General features: G+C 44.5%; 15 protein-coding genes. 7 read left to right on the top strand and 8 right to left on the bottom strand.

The features are described from left to right. Positions 1 to 116: 116 nt before the first annotated feature. The gene (mnmA, locus tag RT084_RS05620; protein ID WP_313097981.1) at positions 117 to 1292 is read left to right on the top strand and encodes a tRNA 2-thiouridine(34) synthase MnmA; all 1176 of its coding nucleotides are present in this window, start codon (positions 117 to 119) and stop codon (positions 1290 to 1292) included. 69 nt (positions 1293 to 1361) lie between these two features. Here mnmA and RT084_RS05615 read toward each other — a convergent pair whose 3' ends face one another. From RT084_RS05615 to RT084_RS05605, 3 genes are all read right to left on the bottom strand, one after another. Beyond that, the gene (locus tag RT084_RS05615; RefSeq protein ID WP_313097979.1) at positions 1362 to 2240 is read right to left on the bottom strand and encodes a metal ABC transporter permease; all 879 of its coding nucleotides are present in this window, start codon (positions 2238 to 2240) and stop codon (positions 1362 to 1364) included. A gap of 63 nt (positions 2241 to 2303) precedes the next feature. Next, a complete protein-coding gene (locus tag RT084_RS05610) occupies positions 2304 to 3098 on the bottom strand; it encodes a metal ABC transporter ATP-binding protein (protein WP_313097977.1) in 795 nt (264 codons plus the stop codon). Positions 3099 to 3300: 202 nt separating this feature from the next. After that, positions 3301 to 4476 (bottom strand): metal ABC transporter solute-binding protein, Zn/Mn family, encoded by a 1176-nt coding sequence (locus RT084_RS05605; RefSeq protein WP_313097976.1) that lies wholly within the window; start codon positions 4474 to 4476, stop codon positions 3301 to 3303. A 261-nt stretch (positions 4477 to 4737) separates the two neighbouring features. Between RT084_RS05605 and RT084_RS05600 the strand changes: the two genes are divergently transcribed. After that, complete coding sequence (locus RT084_RS05600) at positions 4738 to 5508, top strand: MipA/OmpV family protein (RefSeq protein WP_313097974.1); 771 nt, start codon at positions 4738 to 4740, stop codon at positions 5506 to 5508. A 79-nt stretch (positions 5509 to 5587) separates the two neighbouring features. On the opposite strand, the gene RT084_RS05595 is transcribed toward RT084_RS05600, so the two are convergent. Both RT084_RS05595 and RT084_RS05590 read right to left on the bottom strand, forming a co-directional pair. Then, complete coding sequence (locus RT084_RS05595) at positions 5588 to 5857, bottom strand: hypothetical protein (RefSeq protein WP_313097972.1); 270 nt, start codon at positions 5855 to 5857, stop codon at positions 5588 to 5590. A 60-nt stretch (positions 5858 to 5917) separates the two neighbouring features. Beyond that, the gene (locus RT084_RS05590; RefSeq protein ID WP_313097970.1) at positions 5918 to 6793 is read right to left on the bottom strand and encodes a DNA/RNA non-specific endonuclease; all 876 of its coding nucleotides are present in this window, start codon (positions 6791 to 6793) and stop codon (positions 5918 to 5920) included. A 279-nt stretch (positions 6794 to 7072) separates the two neighbouring features. Between RT084_RS05590 and queC the strand changes: the two genes are divergently transcribed. From queC to rlmKL, 5 genes are all read left to right on the top strand, one after another. Further along, the gene (gene queC / locus RT084_RS05585) at positions 7073 to 7783 is read left to right on the top strand and encodes a 7-cyano-7-deazaguanine synthase QueC (protein ID WP_219299395.1); all 711 of its coding nucleotides are present in this window, start codon (positions 7073 to 7075) and stop codon (positions 7781 to 7783) included. Positions 7784 to 7890: 107 nt separating this feature from the next. Beyond that, positions 7891 to 8205, top strand: coding sequence for a hypothetical protein (locus tag RT084_RS05580; protein ID WP_065252727.1), 315 nt, complete (start codon positions 7891 to 7893; stop codon positions 8203 to 8205). A 139-nt stretch (positions 8206 to 8344) separates the two neighbouring features. After that, positions 8345 to 8851: a peroxiredoxin gene (locus tag RT084_RS05575; protein WP_065252728.1), complete on the top strand. Its 507-nt coding sequence runs from the start codon at positions 8345 to 8347 to the stop codon at positions 8849 to 8851. Between the two features lie 70 nt (positions 8852 to 8921). Then, complete coding sequence (locus RT084_RS05570) at positions 8922 to 10052, top strand: mechanosensitive ion channel family protein (RefSeq protein WP_076776581.1); 1131 nt, start codon at positions 8922 to 8924, stop codon at positions 10050 to 10052. A gap of 82 nt (positions 10053 to 10134) precedes the next feature. Continuing rightward, a complete protein-coding gene (gene rlmKL, locus RT084_RS05565) occupies positions 10135 to 12381 on the top strand; it encodes a bifunctional 23S rRNA (guanine(2069)-N(7))-methyltransferase RlmK/23S rRNA (guanine(2445)-N(2))-methyltransferase RlmL (RefSeq protein WP_313097968.1) in 2247 nt (748 codons plus the stop codon). 66 nt (positions 12382 to 12447) lie between these two features. On the opposite strand, the gene RT084_RS05560 is transcribed toward rlmKL, so the two are convergent. The 3 genes from RT084_RS05560 to dusB all read right to left on the bottom strand — a co-directional run bounded on the left by RT084_RS05560 (position 12448) and on the right by dusB (position 15289). Continuing rightward, entirely contained in the window at positions 12448 to 13281 is an 834-nt protein-coding gene (locus RT084_RS05560) for an META domain-containing protein (protein ID WP_312385379.1), read from the bottom strand. Between the two features lie 181 nt (positions 13282 to 13462). Continuing rightward, complete coding sequence (locus RT084_RS05555; protein WP_050325417.1) at positions 13463 to 14101, bottom strand: peroxiredoxin; 639 nt, start codon at positions 14099 to 14101, stop codon at positions 13463 to 13465. Positions 14102 to 14290: 189 nt separating this feature from the next. Then, entirely contained in the window at positions 14291 to 15289 is a 999-nt protein-coding gene (gene dusB, locus RT084_RS05550; protein ID WP_312385377.1) for a tRNA dihydrouridine synthase DusB, read from the bottom strand. Positions 15290 to 15860 lie beyond the last annotated feature (571 nt).

Raw genomic sequence — 15860 nt, 5'->3', positions numbered from 1 at the left:
GAATAAGTTGGGTTTTTTCGATATCGGCTCATCCGATAACGGTATTGTGGCAGGTTTATTGATTTTTAACAAGCAATAAATTTGCTATAATAACCCTTTTGGCACTTTTAAAAATTATGACATATTCAACTGCTGTTAATTTATCTGATATTGCCAACCCTGCCCAAACTCGCGTCATTGTGGGGATGTCAGGGGGTGTCGATTCTTCTGTCACCGCCGTTTTGCTCAAACAAGCGGGCTTTGACGTTGAAGGCTTGTTTATGAAAAACTGGGAAGAAGATGATGGTACCGAATATTGTACCGCCATGACTGACCTTGCCGACGCGCAAGCGGTCGCCGATAAAATCGGTATTAAGCTACATACCGCCAACTTTGCCATGGAATATTGGGATCGCGTATTTGAGCATTTTTTGGCGGAATATAGCGCCGGTCGCACACCAAATCCTGATATTTTATGCAACAAAGAAGTCAAGTTTAAAGCCTTTTTGGATTATGCGCTAACCTTGGGGGCGGATTATATTGCCACCGGTCACTATGCACGCCGCGGTTTTGGTGATGAAAATGGCAAAGCGCCGCTGCTGCGCGGACTTGATAACAATAAAGACCAAAGCTATTTTCTGCACGCAGTCGCAGGCGATAAAATCGCCAAAACATTGTTCCCTGTGGGTGAATTAGAAAAACCTGAAGTACGCCGTATTGCCGAGCAGTATGATTTAGCGACAGCGAAGAAAAAAGACTCTACCGGCATTTGCTTTATCGGCGAGCGACGCTTTAAAGACTTTTTACAGCAGTATTTGCCCGCTCAAAAAGGCGATATCTATACCGATGATGGCAAAAAAATCGGCACCCATGATGGCTTAATGTATTACACACTTGGTCAACGTGGCGGTATTGGTATTGGTGGGGTCAAAGATAGAGATGAGGCGCCTTGGTTTGTGTTGTACAAAGACTTGGATAATAATCGCCTGATTGTCGGTCAAGGGCATGACCATCCGATGTTACAATCCACTGAATTGACTGCTTATAAGCTTGACTGGGTGGTTGATGCACCTGCCCAACTGTTTACTGCCCAAGGTTATCGCTGTACCGCCAAAACGCGCTATCGTCAGCCCGATCAAGCCTGCACAGTTTTTGCCCTTGATGAAACGGGTGACACCATAAAAGTGGTATTTGACGAGCCACAGCGTGCGGTGACACCCGGTCAGTCTTGTGTGTTTTATGACGGTGATATTTGTTTAGGGGGTGGCGTGATTGAAACCATTGATGCCCCTACTAGCCTGGCTGAAGTTTAAAGTTTAATACACATCCAGATAAAAACAGCGCAAATTGATACCATTTGCGCTGTTTTTATCGCCTGTTGATTAAGAAAAGTTTGCAGCTAAGCGTTTGTTCCACCCTGCTTTTTTTCTTAGGTAGCCAATTCCCCAGCAGCTTAAATAAATCACAAATGAAATCGTGGTGATATAAGGTGAAATCGGCAGTCCAGGTCCTAACGATAGTAATATCCCGCCGACCCCAGCGATGATGGCAAACAGCATGGACAACAAATAGACATAGATAGGTCTAGCCGTCACTTGACTCGCCGCCGCCGCAGGCGTGATGAGTAACGATAATAGCAGCAATGCACCGACAAACTGCACACTCACCGCCACCACAAGACTCAGTGCAAACATAAACAGCAAGGATAAAAATGTTAAATTTAAATGCTGTGCTTGGGCAACTTGCGGGTCGACTGCGGCAAATAACATGCGCTGACCAAATATAGCAATGATTGACAGTACAATCACCGCGACCACTAACATTGACTGCAATTCAGCGGGCGTGATTGCAACAATCTGCCCGGTTAATAAGCCAAATTTATTGGAGGAGCGCCCTTGATACAAGGATAAAAACAACACCCCCAGCCCAAGCCCGAATGGCAACAAAATACCCACCACTGAGTTGCGGTTTTTGCCATCAATCCCCATGACTCCCAGCACCATGCCAGCCGTCACCGCCCCAATGACGGCACCTATCGTCACTGAAGACCCTAACCATAAGGCACACGCCGCCCCTGCAAACGACAGCTCTGCTGTCCCATGCACGGCAAATGCCATGTCCCGTGCCTGTACCATCGGTCCAATGAATCCCGCCATCACACCCAATAACACCGCGGCCACGATGGACGTCGACACCAAGGGCAACAGCTCAGCAAAGTTATCAAAATTGATGATGGTATGTAGCCAAGTCGTGAGCAGCATGTAAATTCCAAAAGTTAAAAAACCATCGAATGTGATGGCTTGTTTTTGATTGAAGCAAATAAATTAGCGAAATCGATTGATTAAGTCGACACCACCGAGGTTGGCAGTCGCATTTTCAAGGCGCAGCACTTTATCTACCAAGGGTATAATCGGCTCGAGTTCATGGCTAATCATCAAAATCGCGGTATGATGCGCCTGTTTGCGATGGGCTAAAATATCACTGACCACATACTGGCTTGCCACATCAAGACTCAGCAGCGGCTCATCCATCAACAAAACATCAGGCTCAGCGACCAAGGCTTGGGCGATACGCATGCGCTGCTGCTCACCACCCGAGAGCATAGTAAGCGGCGCATCACAAAATGACTCACCGCCGACTTCCGCAATGGCTTTATCCACCAAATATTTTTTTTGTTTTGCTGTTTGCCAAAAACCACCCAAAGTTTTTTTGGGGCTAAACAGACCAAACAGATAATTTTCCCCATCCAGCCCTAGCTGCACCAAGTCCCTACCCCGAATCGGTAGTTTTGGCGCAAAGTCTTTGAGCTGAGGCACATAGCCCACTCGAATATCTTTGCCAAGCGTGATTGAACCACTTGATAGGGGCACAAGTTTAAGTAAACTTCGCAGCAATGTCGTCTTGCCTGTACCGTTTGCGCCGAGCAATGCCACAAATTCACCCGATAAAATCGAAAAATTGACATCCTGCCACAGCAGACGTTGTCCAAAGTGCATACTGCCATCTTTGACTTGCAAAACGACTTGCTGTGATTGGGGCAATCTGATAAACGATTGGCAATGAATAGCCTGCGCAAACTGCCGCTCGCTATTGGCTATTTTGGTGGTTGACATGGGCATGGTAGCTACTTCTTCATCCTAACGGCAAGATTAACGACAAGATCCCAAAGGCAAGGATGGTTGATTGGCAATATCACATTGCAAAAAATCTGGGCTAAAAATTAAGCATTATAAAGGATAACCAGCCAATACTATACCAATTAACGCAAATTTTTCCCCAAATGCGTTAATGGGTAATCTAAAATTTTTAGGCTAGTTAAAATTAGCGCGTCGCGGCCGCAAAATCATCCAGGGTTTTTTCAATAAATTGCGTATAGCTTGTCACGCCATCGGGCAGAGTTTCATAGACCGCCACAACCGGGACTGTTGATGCCTTCGCCAATGTGATTAGTTGCTTTGAGGTGGCATCCTCGGTCTGGGCATTGACCACCAACAAACCGACTTGTTTATTGCTCAGCAGGCTTTTGCTGTCATTGAGTACTTTGACCGATACCCCTGCATCCGTCTCTGATTGCACAGCATAGGCTTTTGGCGTCACATCCTTGATGCCCATATCGGCTAGCAAATAACCAATGACAGGCTCCGTAGCAAAGGCAGTGATGGCTTTTTGCTGTCCGATTTGTTTGGCTTTGACTTTAAGGGCATCAATTTGCTGGATGAATTGCTGGGTATTTTTCGCATAAATTGCTTGATTGGCAGGCGATGTTGCAGCCAATTGCTTGTTGACCGCTTCAGCCACTTTTTTTGCTGTATCAAGGGAGAAAAACACGTGCTCATTGAAGTCACCGTGCGAGTGACTATGTACTTCGCTATGCCCTTCACTGGGCACGTGAGGATGATCTGATGGTTGCGGATGAGCGGTATTTATTTCTTGTTGGGTGTCGTGTTGGTGTTGTTCACCGGCAGGCTCATCTGCCGCTTTGTCCGTGTTAGGCGACAGTCCTGAAAGTGCTACGGCATTAATCACTACAGGTTTGTGACTCACCGACTCAGCTAAGCTCATACCCCAATCATCATACCCACCACCGTTGACCAGCATGACAGCGGACTTAGTGATGTTAAGCTTGTCGGTCGCTGTGGCTTGATAATCATGCGGATCTTGTGATAAATCATCGACCCCCACAATCACATTGACTTTATCCCCCCCGACCGCTTTAGCTACCAAACCCCACACATTGGTGGTCGCATACACGGTGGGTAATTGGCTATCAATAACGGTGTTTGATGAGACTGTTGTAGCTGAGCTATTTGATGGGGATTGATTTGAGGCTGATTGCGTTGAAGTGGATTGATTATCAGTTTGCTTTTGGCAGCCTGTTAATCCCCCCAATAGGCTCATCGTCAATGTCATCCCGGCAATCGCGGGGGTTTTTAGTAGCCTTAGTAGCAAAAAAGGTCGGCTAAAAAAAGCATATTTGTTAATCAATGCGTTTATCATGCTGGGTCGCCCAATCAAGTATTGAGAATATTAAAATGTTATATTATAACATTTTAATGGTGTTCTCAAGGTAGCTCAGTGATTTATGCTGGCTTGGATTTTATCTATCGCACCTTTAAATTCAACTATTTGCGCTCACCTTTTTATGCCATAATAAATTTATCACCTTGCTGTATGGTTCACAGGCAAATCGGTTGTTATTTTCTACGCTTTGCGCCTGTCAGCACTTTTTTGTATGACCCACTCTCACAGGATGTTTTTATGAAACAATTTTTCGCACCTTGTCTGGTACTTGCCAGTATGTTGGGCTCAACACTTGCCCACGCAGCTTCTATGCCAGTGGATACCAATGCCCACTTTAAACTGGGTTTAAACGCGTCTATCAATCATTATGCGTACGACAAGGACAATGATGTTACGATCATGCCACAGGCATTTTATGACAACAATCGATTCTACATTGAAGGCAGTGAAGCGGGTTATTATCCCTACAAAGATGCACAAAACGAATGGCGATTGACCGCAAGCTACGATAGCCGTTCATTTGATCCAGACGATGCGAGCACAGCGGCGTTAAAAGGACTCGATGAGCGTAAATGGTCTGCTATGGTGGGCACTAGCTATATGCGCATCACCCCGTATGGTGGCTTTAAAGCGCAACTGGAAACTGATGCATTGGGTCGCAGTGATGGTACTAGCGCAAAAGTGGCGCATTTGAGCAGATTTAAGGTAATGGATGATAAAGTTACCATCTATCCTGAGTTAGGACTGCAGTGGTACAATGACAAGTACAACAACTACTACTTTGGTGTTTCTGAGCAAGAATCGCTACGCACCGGGATAAAAGCTTATAACGCTGATAGTAGCATCACTCCCTATGTCAATGTCAGCGCCAGTTACGCAATTTCGCCACGCTGGAGTGCGTTTATCAGTCAGCATTTAGAGTATTTGAGCGATGAGCAAAAAGACAGCCCACTGGTTGATAACCGTGTCGATAGCAAAACTAAAATTGGCTTTAACTATCAGTTTTAATGCCTAGTTTGATGCCTAGTTTACCAATAAATAGTTGACCCATAAAAAGCGCAAATTGTTTGATTTGCGCTTTTTTTATTTATAAGAAAGGGTTATTTACTTCGTCCACGTGCGACGCTTGCTCCTGTTGCGTGGCAGATTTTTCCACTGTTTGCGCTTGATGGGCTTCTAAATACGCAATGATTTGGCTCAACACATCTTGCAATTGTTTTGCCGTGGCTAAACTTTGTTTATCCAACGTAAACGTCGCACTGCCATAGAGATTGACTTGTTCTCCTTGATTCTCAAGGGTAAACTCGCCCAATCCCACGCTTTGGCTATCATTTTGAAATGGTTTAAAAGCACTCATCTTTTCCCCCTGTTTAGTTGCTGATTTGCTAGTTTTTGACTTGCTAATTACTGCTTGTGGTTATGGTGCAATAGTCGCTACATTACTCGGCAAACTGGGAAACGCATTGACCCCGGTGCGTTTTTTAAGTGTGCTTAGGCTAATTTTTTCAACAGTTCCGCTATCATCATTTGGGCTAAAAAATGCCATCGCTTGATGCTGTGATGGCAAATATACCGCTTTAAAAAAATGCGATGGCACCAGCACACGATTTTTTAGCCGTTTGACTTCCGGTGTTAAGAACGCCACCCCTGTCACCACATAAGCTGAGCCGTATTGGTTGGTCAGGTTGCGAGTTTGTGTTTCAATTTTTACCCAAGTTTTCCGGTTGTTGTCAGGCGTTTGTGGGGCAATATTGGCTAAACTAAAACTATCAAATTGTGAGTCCGGGTTTGCCATATCAGCATTGGGCGCTAAATGCCCTCTGTCAAATCCGGTATTGGTATAATCGCTCAATAGACTACGCACCTCGGTTGGCAGGCGAGTTTCTTCATGAAAGTTACCCTCTCTCACCAAGGTTTTGGCAGCCGCTATTCGTTGTCGCGTCAAATGCTCAGCGACCCAAATAGGGGTTTTGGTGACCCCCGAATACATCACCGCAAAGCCATTAAAGCACAGTGGGTAGGTTTTTTGCGACAGCTTGGCAGTCATTGTCGGCTGGGTTTTATCCAAAAACTCGCTAGCGCATTTTTGTAGCGCCTTGTCTAGCGGGCGTGTGGTGAGTGCTTGGGTATCTGTGTTCGCTTGGGTGGCAGCAATAGTAGTAGGAATAGTAACAGTACTGCTATCGGGCGTGGCGGCCGAGGGCGCAACACTACAACCTGTCAAATACAGCAAGCCAACGCTTATGGCTGATAAGATGGCAGTATGGCTAACAAAATGGGTATGAACTATCATGAATAACCTTAAAAATGAAAAAAAATAAAGAAAATAAAAAATGCTGCAATGATTACAGTGGTAGGTACTGGGCTAAAGTGTCGGATAACGTAGTTTAAAGCTCGGTTTAAAACTTTTTGGTTATTTTATAAGGTATTTGGGTGAAATACGCAAATATTTACTGGTAGTGATAGCAGTTTTTTGGCTAATATTGCGTTGACTACTTTTAGCCCCATATTTTCCCATCAACAATTGCTTAAGTTCTGATAAAATACACCTTTTGTCGTTAGTAAATCCTCTATGAGTACATCAACCACATCACAAAACGCCGTCGTCTTACTCTCGGGCGGGCTAGATTCCGTGACTTGCCTTTACTGGGCAAAAGCCAATTATGCCAACGTCACAGCGGTAAGCTTTAACTACGGTCAGCGCCACAATAGCGAACTTAATGCCGCCAAAAAAATTGCCGCGACTGCTCAAGTCAACCATCGTATTATTGATATTGATTTGGCACAGTTAGGTGGCTCGGCGTTGACCGATGCTTCGCTGGTGGTACCCGATGCCAAACAAACAGATTTTAGCGATAATCAGCATAATGACAGCATTCCAATTACTTATGTACCTGCGCGTAATACCATCTTTTTGTCGTATGCGCTGGCATTGGCAGAGGTGACACAGTCCAATGCCATTGTGATTGGTGTCAATGCAGTCGATTATTCAGGCTATCCTGATTGTCGTCCTGAATATATTGAAGCCTTTGAAAAGATGGCAAATCTCGCTACCAAAGCCGGTGTGATGGGCAATCATCTCCACATTGCAACGCCATTGTTGCATTTAAGTAAAGCAGAAATCATTAAGCTTGGGGTATCGCTGGGGGTGGATTATGCTTTGACCGTGTCATGCTACCGCGCAGATAGCGAAGGACGCGCCTGCGGGCACTGCGATAGCTGCTATCTACGTCAGCAAGGTTTTTTACAAGCTGAAATAGATGACCCGACTATTTATCAGTAATCTATCATCATCAAATCCTGCCAGCTTTATTGCGTCAACGGTAAAGCTAGCCATTGTACGATTGAACACCTGCTGTTCTATACTGCTGTCTCTTATGAGGATAAACTATGAAACATTCAGCCATCGTGACCCTATTTGCTAGCATGGTTTTGCCGTTTGCCGCGCATGCCGCCAACCCACAATATGTCAATGCTTGCGCTACACAAATGACCGAAAAACACATCACTGATGCCGCTTCTGCAAAAAAAGTATGTACTTGTGTGGTAGATGAACAATCAAAAATCACCCAAGCGCAAAAAAATGAGCTCGATACCTGGGTAAAAAGTGGCAAAGATGTTCGCCAAAACAAAACTTTCCAAACCATCAGTGCTCGTATGAAAGCGTGCGGTAACGGCGTTAAATTTAATAAAGCCCGTCCCTAATTGGTTACACTCAATACCATAATCGATAGCGCCGCACCACCAGACCAGTTGTTTACTGGTCTTTTTTTATTTTGTCGCATGAAGAAGTTTGTACTCAATCTGGCTTTCTGATATTGTTAGTTCAATTTTTGCTTGGGAAATGTCCATGACTCAACTACCCAATTTTTTAGTCACCACGGTTGAAGCGGATACCAGCCGTCATGCTACAGCGCAGCCGCAATTTATCCAGCGTCAAATCAACCTGCAAGACTACGCAAAGCAGTCAGAGAAAGGCTTGATTCTGTACTTTTATCCAAAAGACAACACCTCAGGCTGTACTGTACAAGCGCAAGATTTTAGCCAGCATTTGACCCAATTGCAGCAGCTTGGCTACCAAGTCATTGGCGTATCAAGAGATAGTGTTAAAAGCCATGAAAAATTTATCGCCAACCAACAAATTAATTTTGCGCTGGTGAGTGATACCGATGAACAACTTTGCCAATATTTTGGCATCATTGCCGAGAAAAAACTATACGGCAAAGTCAGCCTTGGCGTGGTACGTTCAACGTTAATTTTCGACAACGCAGGCAAGCTGGTTCATGAGATGCGCAATGTCCGCGCCAAGGGGCATATTGATAAATTACTTGCGATATTGCCCACCCTTTAACCCAAACTAACCTAAATTAACCCAAACGCCTTATTTTATTTTGATTTTTTGACTCGAGATCACTCATTGTATGTCCGTGAACCAATTTTTTAAAAATATCTATCACGACTTGTATTATGACGTCTATAAAGCAGTCGGTGGTTCGCTCGAAGACGAAGCGGTTAATTGGCCGCTGTATCTCTCCAAACTTGCCAGCACAGGCATCAAAATTATGGTGCTGTTGGCAATTTTGGGCGTGGTCTATCGGTTAAGTTTATTGCTCATCAATTCCGCCCGTTTTATCGCCAAAGACAGTAAATACAGCCAATCGTTAAGGCTCATCGCACGATTAATGTGGTTGTTTTCAAGTTTGCTTGCGGTGATGAGTCAGCTTAATTTTGAACCTGAAACAGTCAAAGCCACTGCCAAAGCAGGTATTTGGTCAGTGATTTTTTATATGGCGTGGTACAACCTCGGTTATTTGATGCAAAAAATGCTCAAAAATTATGGACTAAACGCGTCGATTGAACAACTACTGCACAATTTGTTGTCCATGCTCATCATCGTATTGTGGATTGCCTCGGTGATGTCGCAGTTTGGTTTTGATATTGTGTCTGTGGTCGCAGGTCTTGGGATTGCGGGTATCGCAGTGGGTTTTGCCGCGCAAGCCACACTTGCCAACTTTATTGCCGGTATCACCATTTTGATTGAGCAGTCGTTTCAAGTCGGTGATTGGGTCAGCATCAATGAAAAAGAAGGTAAAGTGGTGCAAATCGCCCTGCGCACTACCCAAATTTTGACCCGTGATAATATCACTGTGATTTTCCCCAATTCAACGGTTGCTTCAGCAGAAGTCATTAATTTAACTGCCAAAAATCTGATTCGTTTTGATATTGAAGTGCGTATCGCGTTGGAAGCGGATATCGAAACTGCTCGCGCTATTATCCTTGATATTTTAGCCAACACCAAAGAGGTACTAGAGCGTCCTGCGCCCACAGCGACAGTGGATAAAATTGGCGATTTTGGGGTGTTTTTTATCGTGCGGTTTTGGGTCAATCCGCCACACGTGTCTCGAATGCCATTTATCAAAGAAAATCTACGCGAACAAATCAAAGTAGCACTCGATGATGCCGGCATTGCCACACCTTACCCTCATATGCAGCTTTTAATGCCAAGCGCAATGCCAAGCGAAGCAGCCCCATCGGTAAAAACTTCTCCATAATTTCAGACATTCTGTCATTTGTCCTTTGCTAATCATGCTAAAATACGCCATTAATCAACTTTGACTTTTTTTGGCAGTTTTTATGACAGACAGCAATACAACGCCCGTTGGGCAAACTTTTCACATTGTCATCACTTGTGCGGATGGGCTAGAGATTCCCTTGCAAACTGAGCTGGCAAGCTTTGGTATAGGTACACAAATTGAGCGCACGGGTCGGCTGATGGCGACATTGACGTTAGCGCAGATTTATCAAGTTTGTCTATGGTCTCGTGTGGCATCGCGGGTATTGTTACCACTGGGCAAAAAGAACATCAATCCCGAGTACGATATTGCAGATCAGCTCTATACCTTTGCCAAAACTGTCAAATGGACCCAGTTATTTGATTTGGAGCAGACCTTTGCGATTCGTTTGACCCTAGATAAGCGCGTACAAGCCAACCAACAATTCACCATGCTGCGCGTCAAAGATGCGATTGCCGACCAATTTAACGAGCAGTTCGGTCGTCGCCCCAATGTCGATAAAACCCCCGATTTTGGCATTGTCGCTACGGTGGGTGACAAACAAGCTGAATTGTATTTAGATTTATCAGGTACCAGTTTGCACCGCCGTGGTTATCGTGCTGCGATGACCGAAGCGCCACTCAAAGAAAACTTGGCGGCTGCCCTGCTCTATAGCGTGAATTTTCACACCACCCAATTTGACAGTATCGTTGACCCCATGTGTGGCTCAGGCACGCTGATTATTGAAGCCTTACTGATGAGCGCAGATTATGCCGTAGGACTGGATAAAGCCGATAGCCAATTTGGGTTTTATGCATGGCAACATCATGATACTGCCCTTTGGGAGGCCATGGTGCAAGACGCGCAAACCCGTTTTCATCATCGCCTAAATGCCATGGCAAATGGCGAGATGCCCGCGGTATTTGCTTTTGATATGGACTCAGGCGCGGTTCGAGCCACGCACAAAAATTTAATCGCCGCAGGTTTGACGCCTATCATCAACCGTATTACTTTGCAGCAGCGGTCACTGGCGACCCTTAATTTGGCACTAGAAAAACAAGTCAATGGTTGGGTCAATCCCCTGTTTATCACCAACCCACCGTATGGTGAGCGTCTGGGTGAAGAAGAATTGATTAAACCCTTGTATCAAGGTTTGGGTAAAAAATTACAAGCGCTGTTTGCAGATAGCCCTGCCAAAGTGACTTTGGGTGTCCTCGCTGCCAAAGTTGAACAAGCCGACGTACTACCCCTTGCCGAGCCAAAAACCCTGCGCTGTCATAATGGCGCTATCACCGTTTATTTTCGTTATGGTGAGCTGTTAAAGAGTAAAGACACACCGTTGATTACGCGCTTTGAAAAACGTGAAATCGCCGTAGATGAAGGTCAAGATTTTGTCAATCGACTACAAAAAAATCTTGCCAATCTGCGTAAGCTGGCTCACAAACAAGCCGTGACCAATCTGCGGGTGTATGATGCCGACTTACCTGATTTTAAAGTGGCGGTCGATGTGTATGGTGAGTTTGTGCATGTGCAAGAATATGCCGCTCCCAAATCAATCCCGTTAGAGACCGCCAAAAAACGCTTTAATCTAGCGCTGCATGGCGTGCGTGAAGCCTTGCAAGTGAACCGTGAGCAAGTGTTTATCAAAACCCGCGCCCGCCAATCCGGCAATGAGCAGTATGAGAAAAAAGCCAATTCGGGTAAATTCCATGTGGTCAGCGAGCCAACCGCCAACAACCAACGGGCGTATTTTTTGGTGAACTTTAGCGATTATTTGGATACAGGGTTATTCCTTGACCATCGCAGCCTCCGAAAAATTATTGCAGAAAACGCACGCGGTAAAACGGTGCTTAATCTGTTTGCTTATACTTGTACTGCCAGTGTACATGCGGCATTGGGCGGGGCAAAAGCGGTGACATCGGTGGATTTATCACAAAACTATCTGGATTGGGGACGCAAAAATTTTGCCCTAAACGGCTTGCCAGATTTGCCAAACTACCAGTTTATTGCCCAAGATATTTTTGAATGGATTAAAAGCAATACTGAGCAGTACGATGTGATTTTTATCGATCCGCCGACTTTTTCTAACTCCAAGAAGTTTCAAGGTACTTTTGATGTGCAGCGCGACCACGTACCACTCATCAACCGTGCCATGAATCGCTTATCCGCTGAAGGCGTGTTGTATTTTTCCAATAACTTTACCAAATTTGTGCTAGACGACGAAATTAACAACCGTTATCACGTTGAAGCCTTGACTGGGCAAACGATTGGTTTCGATTATGACCTGAAAAAACCCATTCATCAATCTTGGGCTATCCGGCATCGATGATTGGTCAATGATATAGTCAAACAGCGAGGGTACATAAGCGGTATCATCGCTGTTTGACGACCCAAATTAGTTGGCAATGAACTGTGTTTCAATCACGCTATCAAGCTTATAAAGGTTGCCGTAACCTTTGGTATCGGTCGGTGCGGTGCGATAGCGAGTCAAGCGCAAAACCCGCTGTGCGCTTTCGTCATGACGATAACCCATGATTGGCGCATCGAGAAAATGCCATTGACCCACCGCTGTTTTTAGTCCCTGCGTGTCATAATTGATGTCACGCACTTCTAGGCACTTTCTATCGGTCACGTTGTCGCAATACTGCCATTTGGGTTTGACCTCCAAAAATACGGTTTCCCCTTTGCCGTATTTTACTTCAGGCTTTAATTTACCTACCCACTGAAGCCAGCTACCATCAGCCGTGGTTTGCGACAATACTGCATCTACTTGAGTTTCCATTATTTGTAGTTCACTTGGGCTTTGCATCTGTTTAGCAAGCCATTGTTCCGGTGCTTGCAATTCACCACAACCCATTAAAGTACTAATACCTGTCCCAATGGGTTGCATGGTATTTTTGCTTAGGCTATATTGATTTGATAGTTGGTTACAGCCTACATTATAGGTTATGTGATTTTGGTTAAAGTTTAGCGTAATTTTGCCATTCTGTGTTTGCAAGTATGAACCATTCCACGTAATCGGATCTGTGCTATTGATATTGTTAAGCTGCCAATCATAACTCTGTAAAGAATTAGTGGTTGGGGTAGAGCCGATAAAGATGGGCAGCTGCACGTATGGCACTCTTTCAATAGGTGCTGATGGGTTAGTATGCACCGTTTGGCAACCAGTCAGGGCAAGCATGAGCAATGCGCTGGTTTTAAAGCCGCCTTTAACTTGATTGTTTATCATTCTTTATATCCATTATTAGACCATTAATCGAAGTTTAGCCAAATATTTATGGTTACTCAGCATCCGTTCTGTAAATTTAGTTTAGTACCTTTAATAATGGAAAAGTTGGCAAATGGAAGAGTTGGCATAAAAAAACCCAGTCAAGCGACTAGGTTTTTGATGTCAAACTTAACATAAACGGTTATTTATTCGGTTGTGGCGTGGTGCGCAGATAAGGCTTAATTTCTTTATGACCTTTTGGGAATTTCGCCGCGATTTCTTCGTTTTTGACGCTTGGCGGGATAATCACATCGTCCCCGTCTTGCCACTCAACTGGCGTTGCAATGCCATAATTATCTGACAATTGCAAGGCATCAATCACCCGTAAAATTTCATTGAAGTTACGACCTACGGCGGCTGGGTAAGTGAAAGTTAGCCGCAGTTTATGCTGTGGATCGATAATAAATACGCTGCGAACCGTGTGCGTGGTTGACGCATTTGGGTGAATCATGTCGTAAGCTTCCGATACTTTTTTATCGGCGTCTGCAATGATAGGGAAATTCACCGCGCAGCCTTGGGTTTCTGAGATATCGCCTGCCCAAGCTTTGTGATCTTCGACGCTATCGACTGATAATGCGATCGGTTTGACATGGCGTTTTTTGAATTCGTCACCCAATGATGCCGTGCGTCCTAACTCCGTGGTGCAAACTGGGGTAAAGTCTGCCGGATGTGAGAATAAAACCACCCAGTTATCACCTTGCCAATCGTAAAAATTGATGTTGCCTTCGGTGGTTTGTGCGTCAAAATTTGGTGCCGTGTCGCCAATTCGTAATTGTGCCATCGCTGACTCCTTATGATTTGATTTGATCTGATTTGATTAATAATATGTGGTTATTGTTTGATATCGGTCTTTTACACAGACTCAGCAAAATTTTAACAGATTCTAAATTCATTAATCATGACTTTTTGCAAATCTTTGTTTCTAAAAAGGCATAAGCACTCTACGATAGGCTGTTTTATAGTAAAGGTTTTAATCAAATTCCGCCGTCTTTAAAAACCGCGCGACCACGTTAAACTGCCCAGCGGTGGTATCTTCTTCATACATCGCTTGGCGAAACGCATTGGAATTGGCAATGCCTGAGGTATACCAAGCAATATGTTTACGAGCGATACGACACCCCGAGTATTCACCATAAAACGCATAAATCTCTTGCAAATGGCTTAATACAATCTCTTTTAGCGCCTCCATCGTTGGACTGGGCAAAATTTCACCAGTCTTTAGGTAATGCGCAATGTCGCGAAAAATCCAAGGCTGTCCTTGCCCTGCTCGCCCAATCATAATGCCATCAGCGCCTGTTTGTTCATATACTTGTTTGGCTTTTTGCGGGCTGTCGATATCGCCATTGACGATAACAGGAATGGTGAGAAGATTTTTGACTTCTTTAATTAACTCATAGCGAGCGCGGCCTAGATATTTATCTTCGCGGGTACGTCCATGTATCACAATCATGGCGATACCTGCCTCTTCTGCCATTTGTGCGACACGTAAAATATTTTCTTCACCATTGGCATAGCCTAGACGGGTTTTTAGCGTGACTGGCACATCCACGGCATTGACCGTGGCATCCAATAGTCGCTTGACCAAGTCTTCATCTTTGAGTAGCGCTGAACCGGCAAGCTTTTTGCAAACTTTTTTTGCTGGGCAACCCATATTGATATCGACAATTTGCGCCCCATTGGCAACTTGATAGCGAGCCGCTTCGGCGATTTTTTCTGGGTCTGAGCCCGCGATTTGCGCAGAAATAGGTGCGATTTCGCCATCAAAATTGGCACGATACAGCGTTTTGTGATGAGCAAATAACGTGGCATCAGACGTCATCATCTCTGACACCGCATGCCCTGCACCAAAGGACTTAGCCAGCATGCGAAAAGGCTTATCAGTAACGCCTGCCATCGGGGCAACGATGATGCGGTTGGCGATGCTCTGGTCGCCGATATTGAGGGGAGTGAGCAATGGATGGTTGGACATAAATAAAAAAGCATGATGCGCTCAAAAATGGGGGAACATTATAACTTTTATTGTCCATGCTTTGGCTAAAAATATTACGCATTTATCATATTCTCCATTTCCCCCTCTTTTAAACAATCGGGTGAGTTTTTATATCAATTTTTTACGATTTTTTATCTATTTGTCATATAGACTTAACCCAATAGAAGTTTAATAGTGTCATACTCATCAATTTATCAGACATAGATATGGGCATAAACATATGTTAAAACAGCTTAAACTTTGGTATCGAGGCGGTAAGCATGTCAATGGCGAAGTGGTTTATCAGCTGCCCCATTGGTCTGCTAGGTTAGTCCGTCGCACGGTTGATTTTGTTTCGCTTGAATGGAAGTGGTTATTGGCATTTTTATGCCTAATCATGATAATTCTTATTATCGCTATTTGATTCGTCGATACTTTACCCATTTAGCCATGCCAATTTGGGCAAAATTTTCAACTTGATAACGAGCAGCTTCGGTTAAAAGTGAGTGTGTCAAAATATAGTAAAAGAAATTAAAAACTACCACAAATCCACATAAAGTAGAAGAATAGC

It is taken from the genome of Moraxella sp. CTOTU48717, assembly GCF_032057165.1.
In the GTDB taxonomy this organism is placed as follows: Bacteria; Pseudomonadota; Gammaproteobacteria; order Pseudomonadales; family Moraxellaceae; genus Faucicola; species Faucicola tetraodonis.
This window is presented reverse-complemented; position numbering and strand designations above follow the sequence as displayed.

Excerpts from the sequence above, each read along its gene's own strand:
- RT084_RS05610 (WP_313097977.1), bottom strand. The coding sequence starts at position 3,098 with ATGCCCATGTCAACCACCAAAATAGCCAATAGCGAGCGGCAGTTTGCG.
- dusB (WP_312385377.1), bottom strand. The coding sequence starts at position 15,289 with ATGTCCAACCATCCATTGCTCACTCCCCTCAATATCGGCGACCAGAGC.
- RT084_RS05560 (WP_312385379.1), bottom strand. The coding sequence starts at position 13,281 with ATGATAAACAATCAAGTTAAAGGCGGCTTTAAAACCAGCGCATTGCTC.
- RT084_RS05605 (WP_313097976.1), bottom strand. The coding sequence starts at position 4,476 with ATGATAAACGCATTGATTAACAAATATGCTTTTTTTAGCCGACCTTTT.
- RT084_RS05590 (WP_313097970.1), bottom strand. The coding sequence starts at position 6,793 with ATGATAGTTCATACCCATTTTGTTAGCCATACTGCCATCTTATCAGCC.
- RT084_RS05555 (WP_050325417.1), bottom strand. The coding sequence starts at position 14,101 with ATGGCACAATTACGAATTGGCGACACGGCACCAAATTTTGACGCACAA.
- rlmKL (WP_313097968.1), top strand. The coding sequence starts at position 10,135 with ATGACAGACAGCAATACAACGCCCGTTGGGCAAACTTTTCACATTGTC.
- RT084_RS05580 (WP_065252727.1), top strand. The coding sequence starts at position 7,891 with ATGAAACATTCAGCCATCGTGACCCTATTTGCTAGCATGGTTTTGCCG.
- RT084_RS05600 (WP_313097974.1), top strand. The coding sequence starts at position 4,738 with ATGAAACAATTTTTCGCACCTTGTCTGGTACTTGCCAGTATGTTGGGC.
- RT084_RS05570 (WP_076776581.1), top strand. The coding sequence starts at position 8,922 with ATGTCCGTGAACCAATTTTTTAAAAATATCTATCACGACTTGTATTAT.
- mnmA (WP_313097981.1), top strand. The coding sequence starts at position 117 with ATGACATATTCAACTGCTGTTAATTTATCTGATATTGCCAACCCTGCC.
- queC (WP_219299395.1), top strand. The coding sequence starts at position 7,073 with ATGAGTACATCAACCACATCACAAAACGCCGTCGTCTTACTCTCGGGC.
- RT084_RS05615 (WP_313097979.1), bottom strand. The coding sequence starts at position 2,240 with ATGCTGCTCACGACTTGGCTACATACCATCATCAATTTTGATAACTTT.
- RT084_RS05595 (WP_313097972.1), bottom strand. The coding sequence starts at position 5,857 with ATGAGTGCTTTTAAACCATTTCAAAATGATAGCCAAAGCGTGGGATTG.
- RT084_RS05575 (WP_065252728.1), top strand. The coding sequence starts at position 8,345 with ATGTCCATGACTCAACTACCCAATTTTTTAGTCACCACGGTTGAAGCG.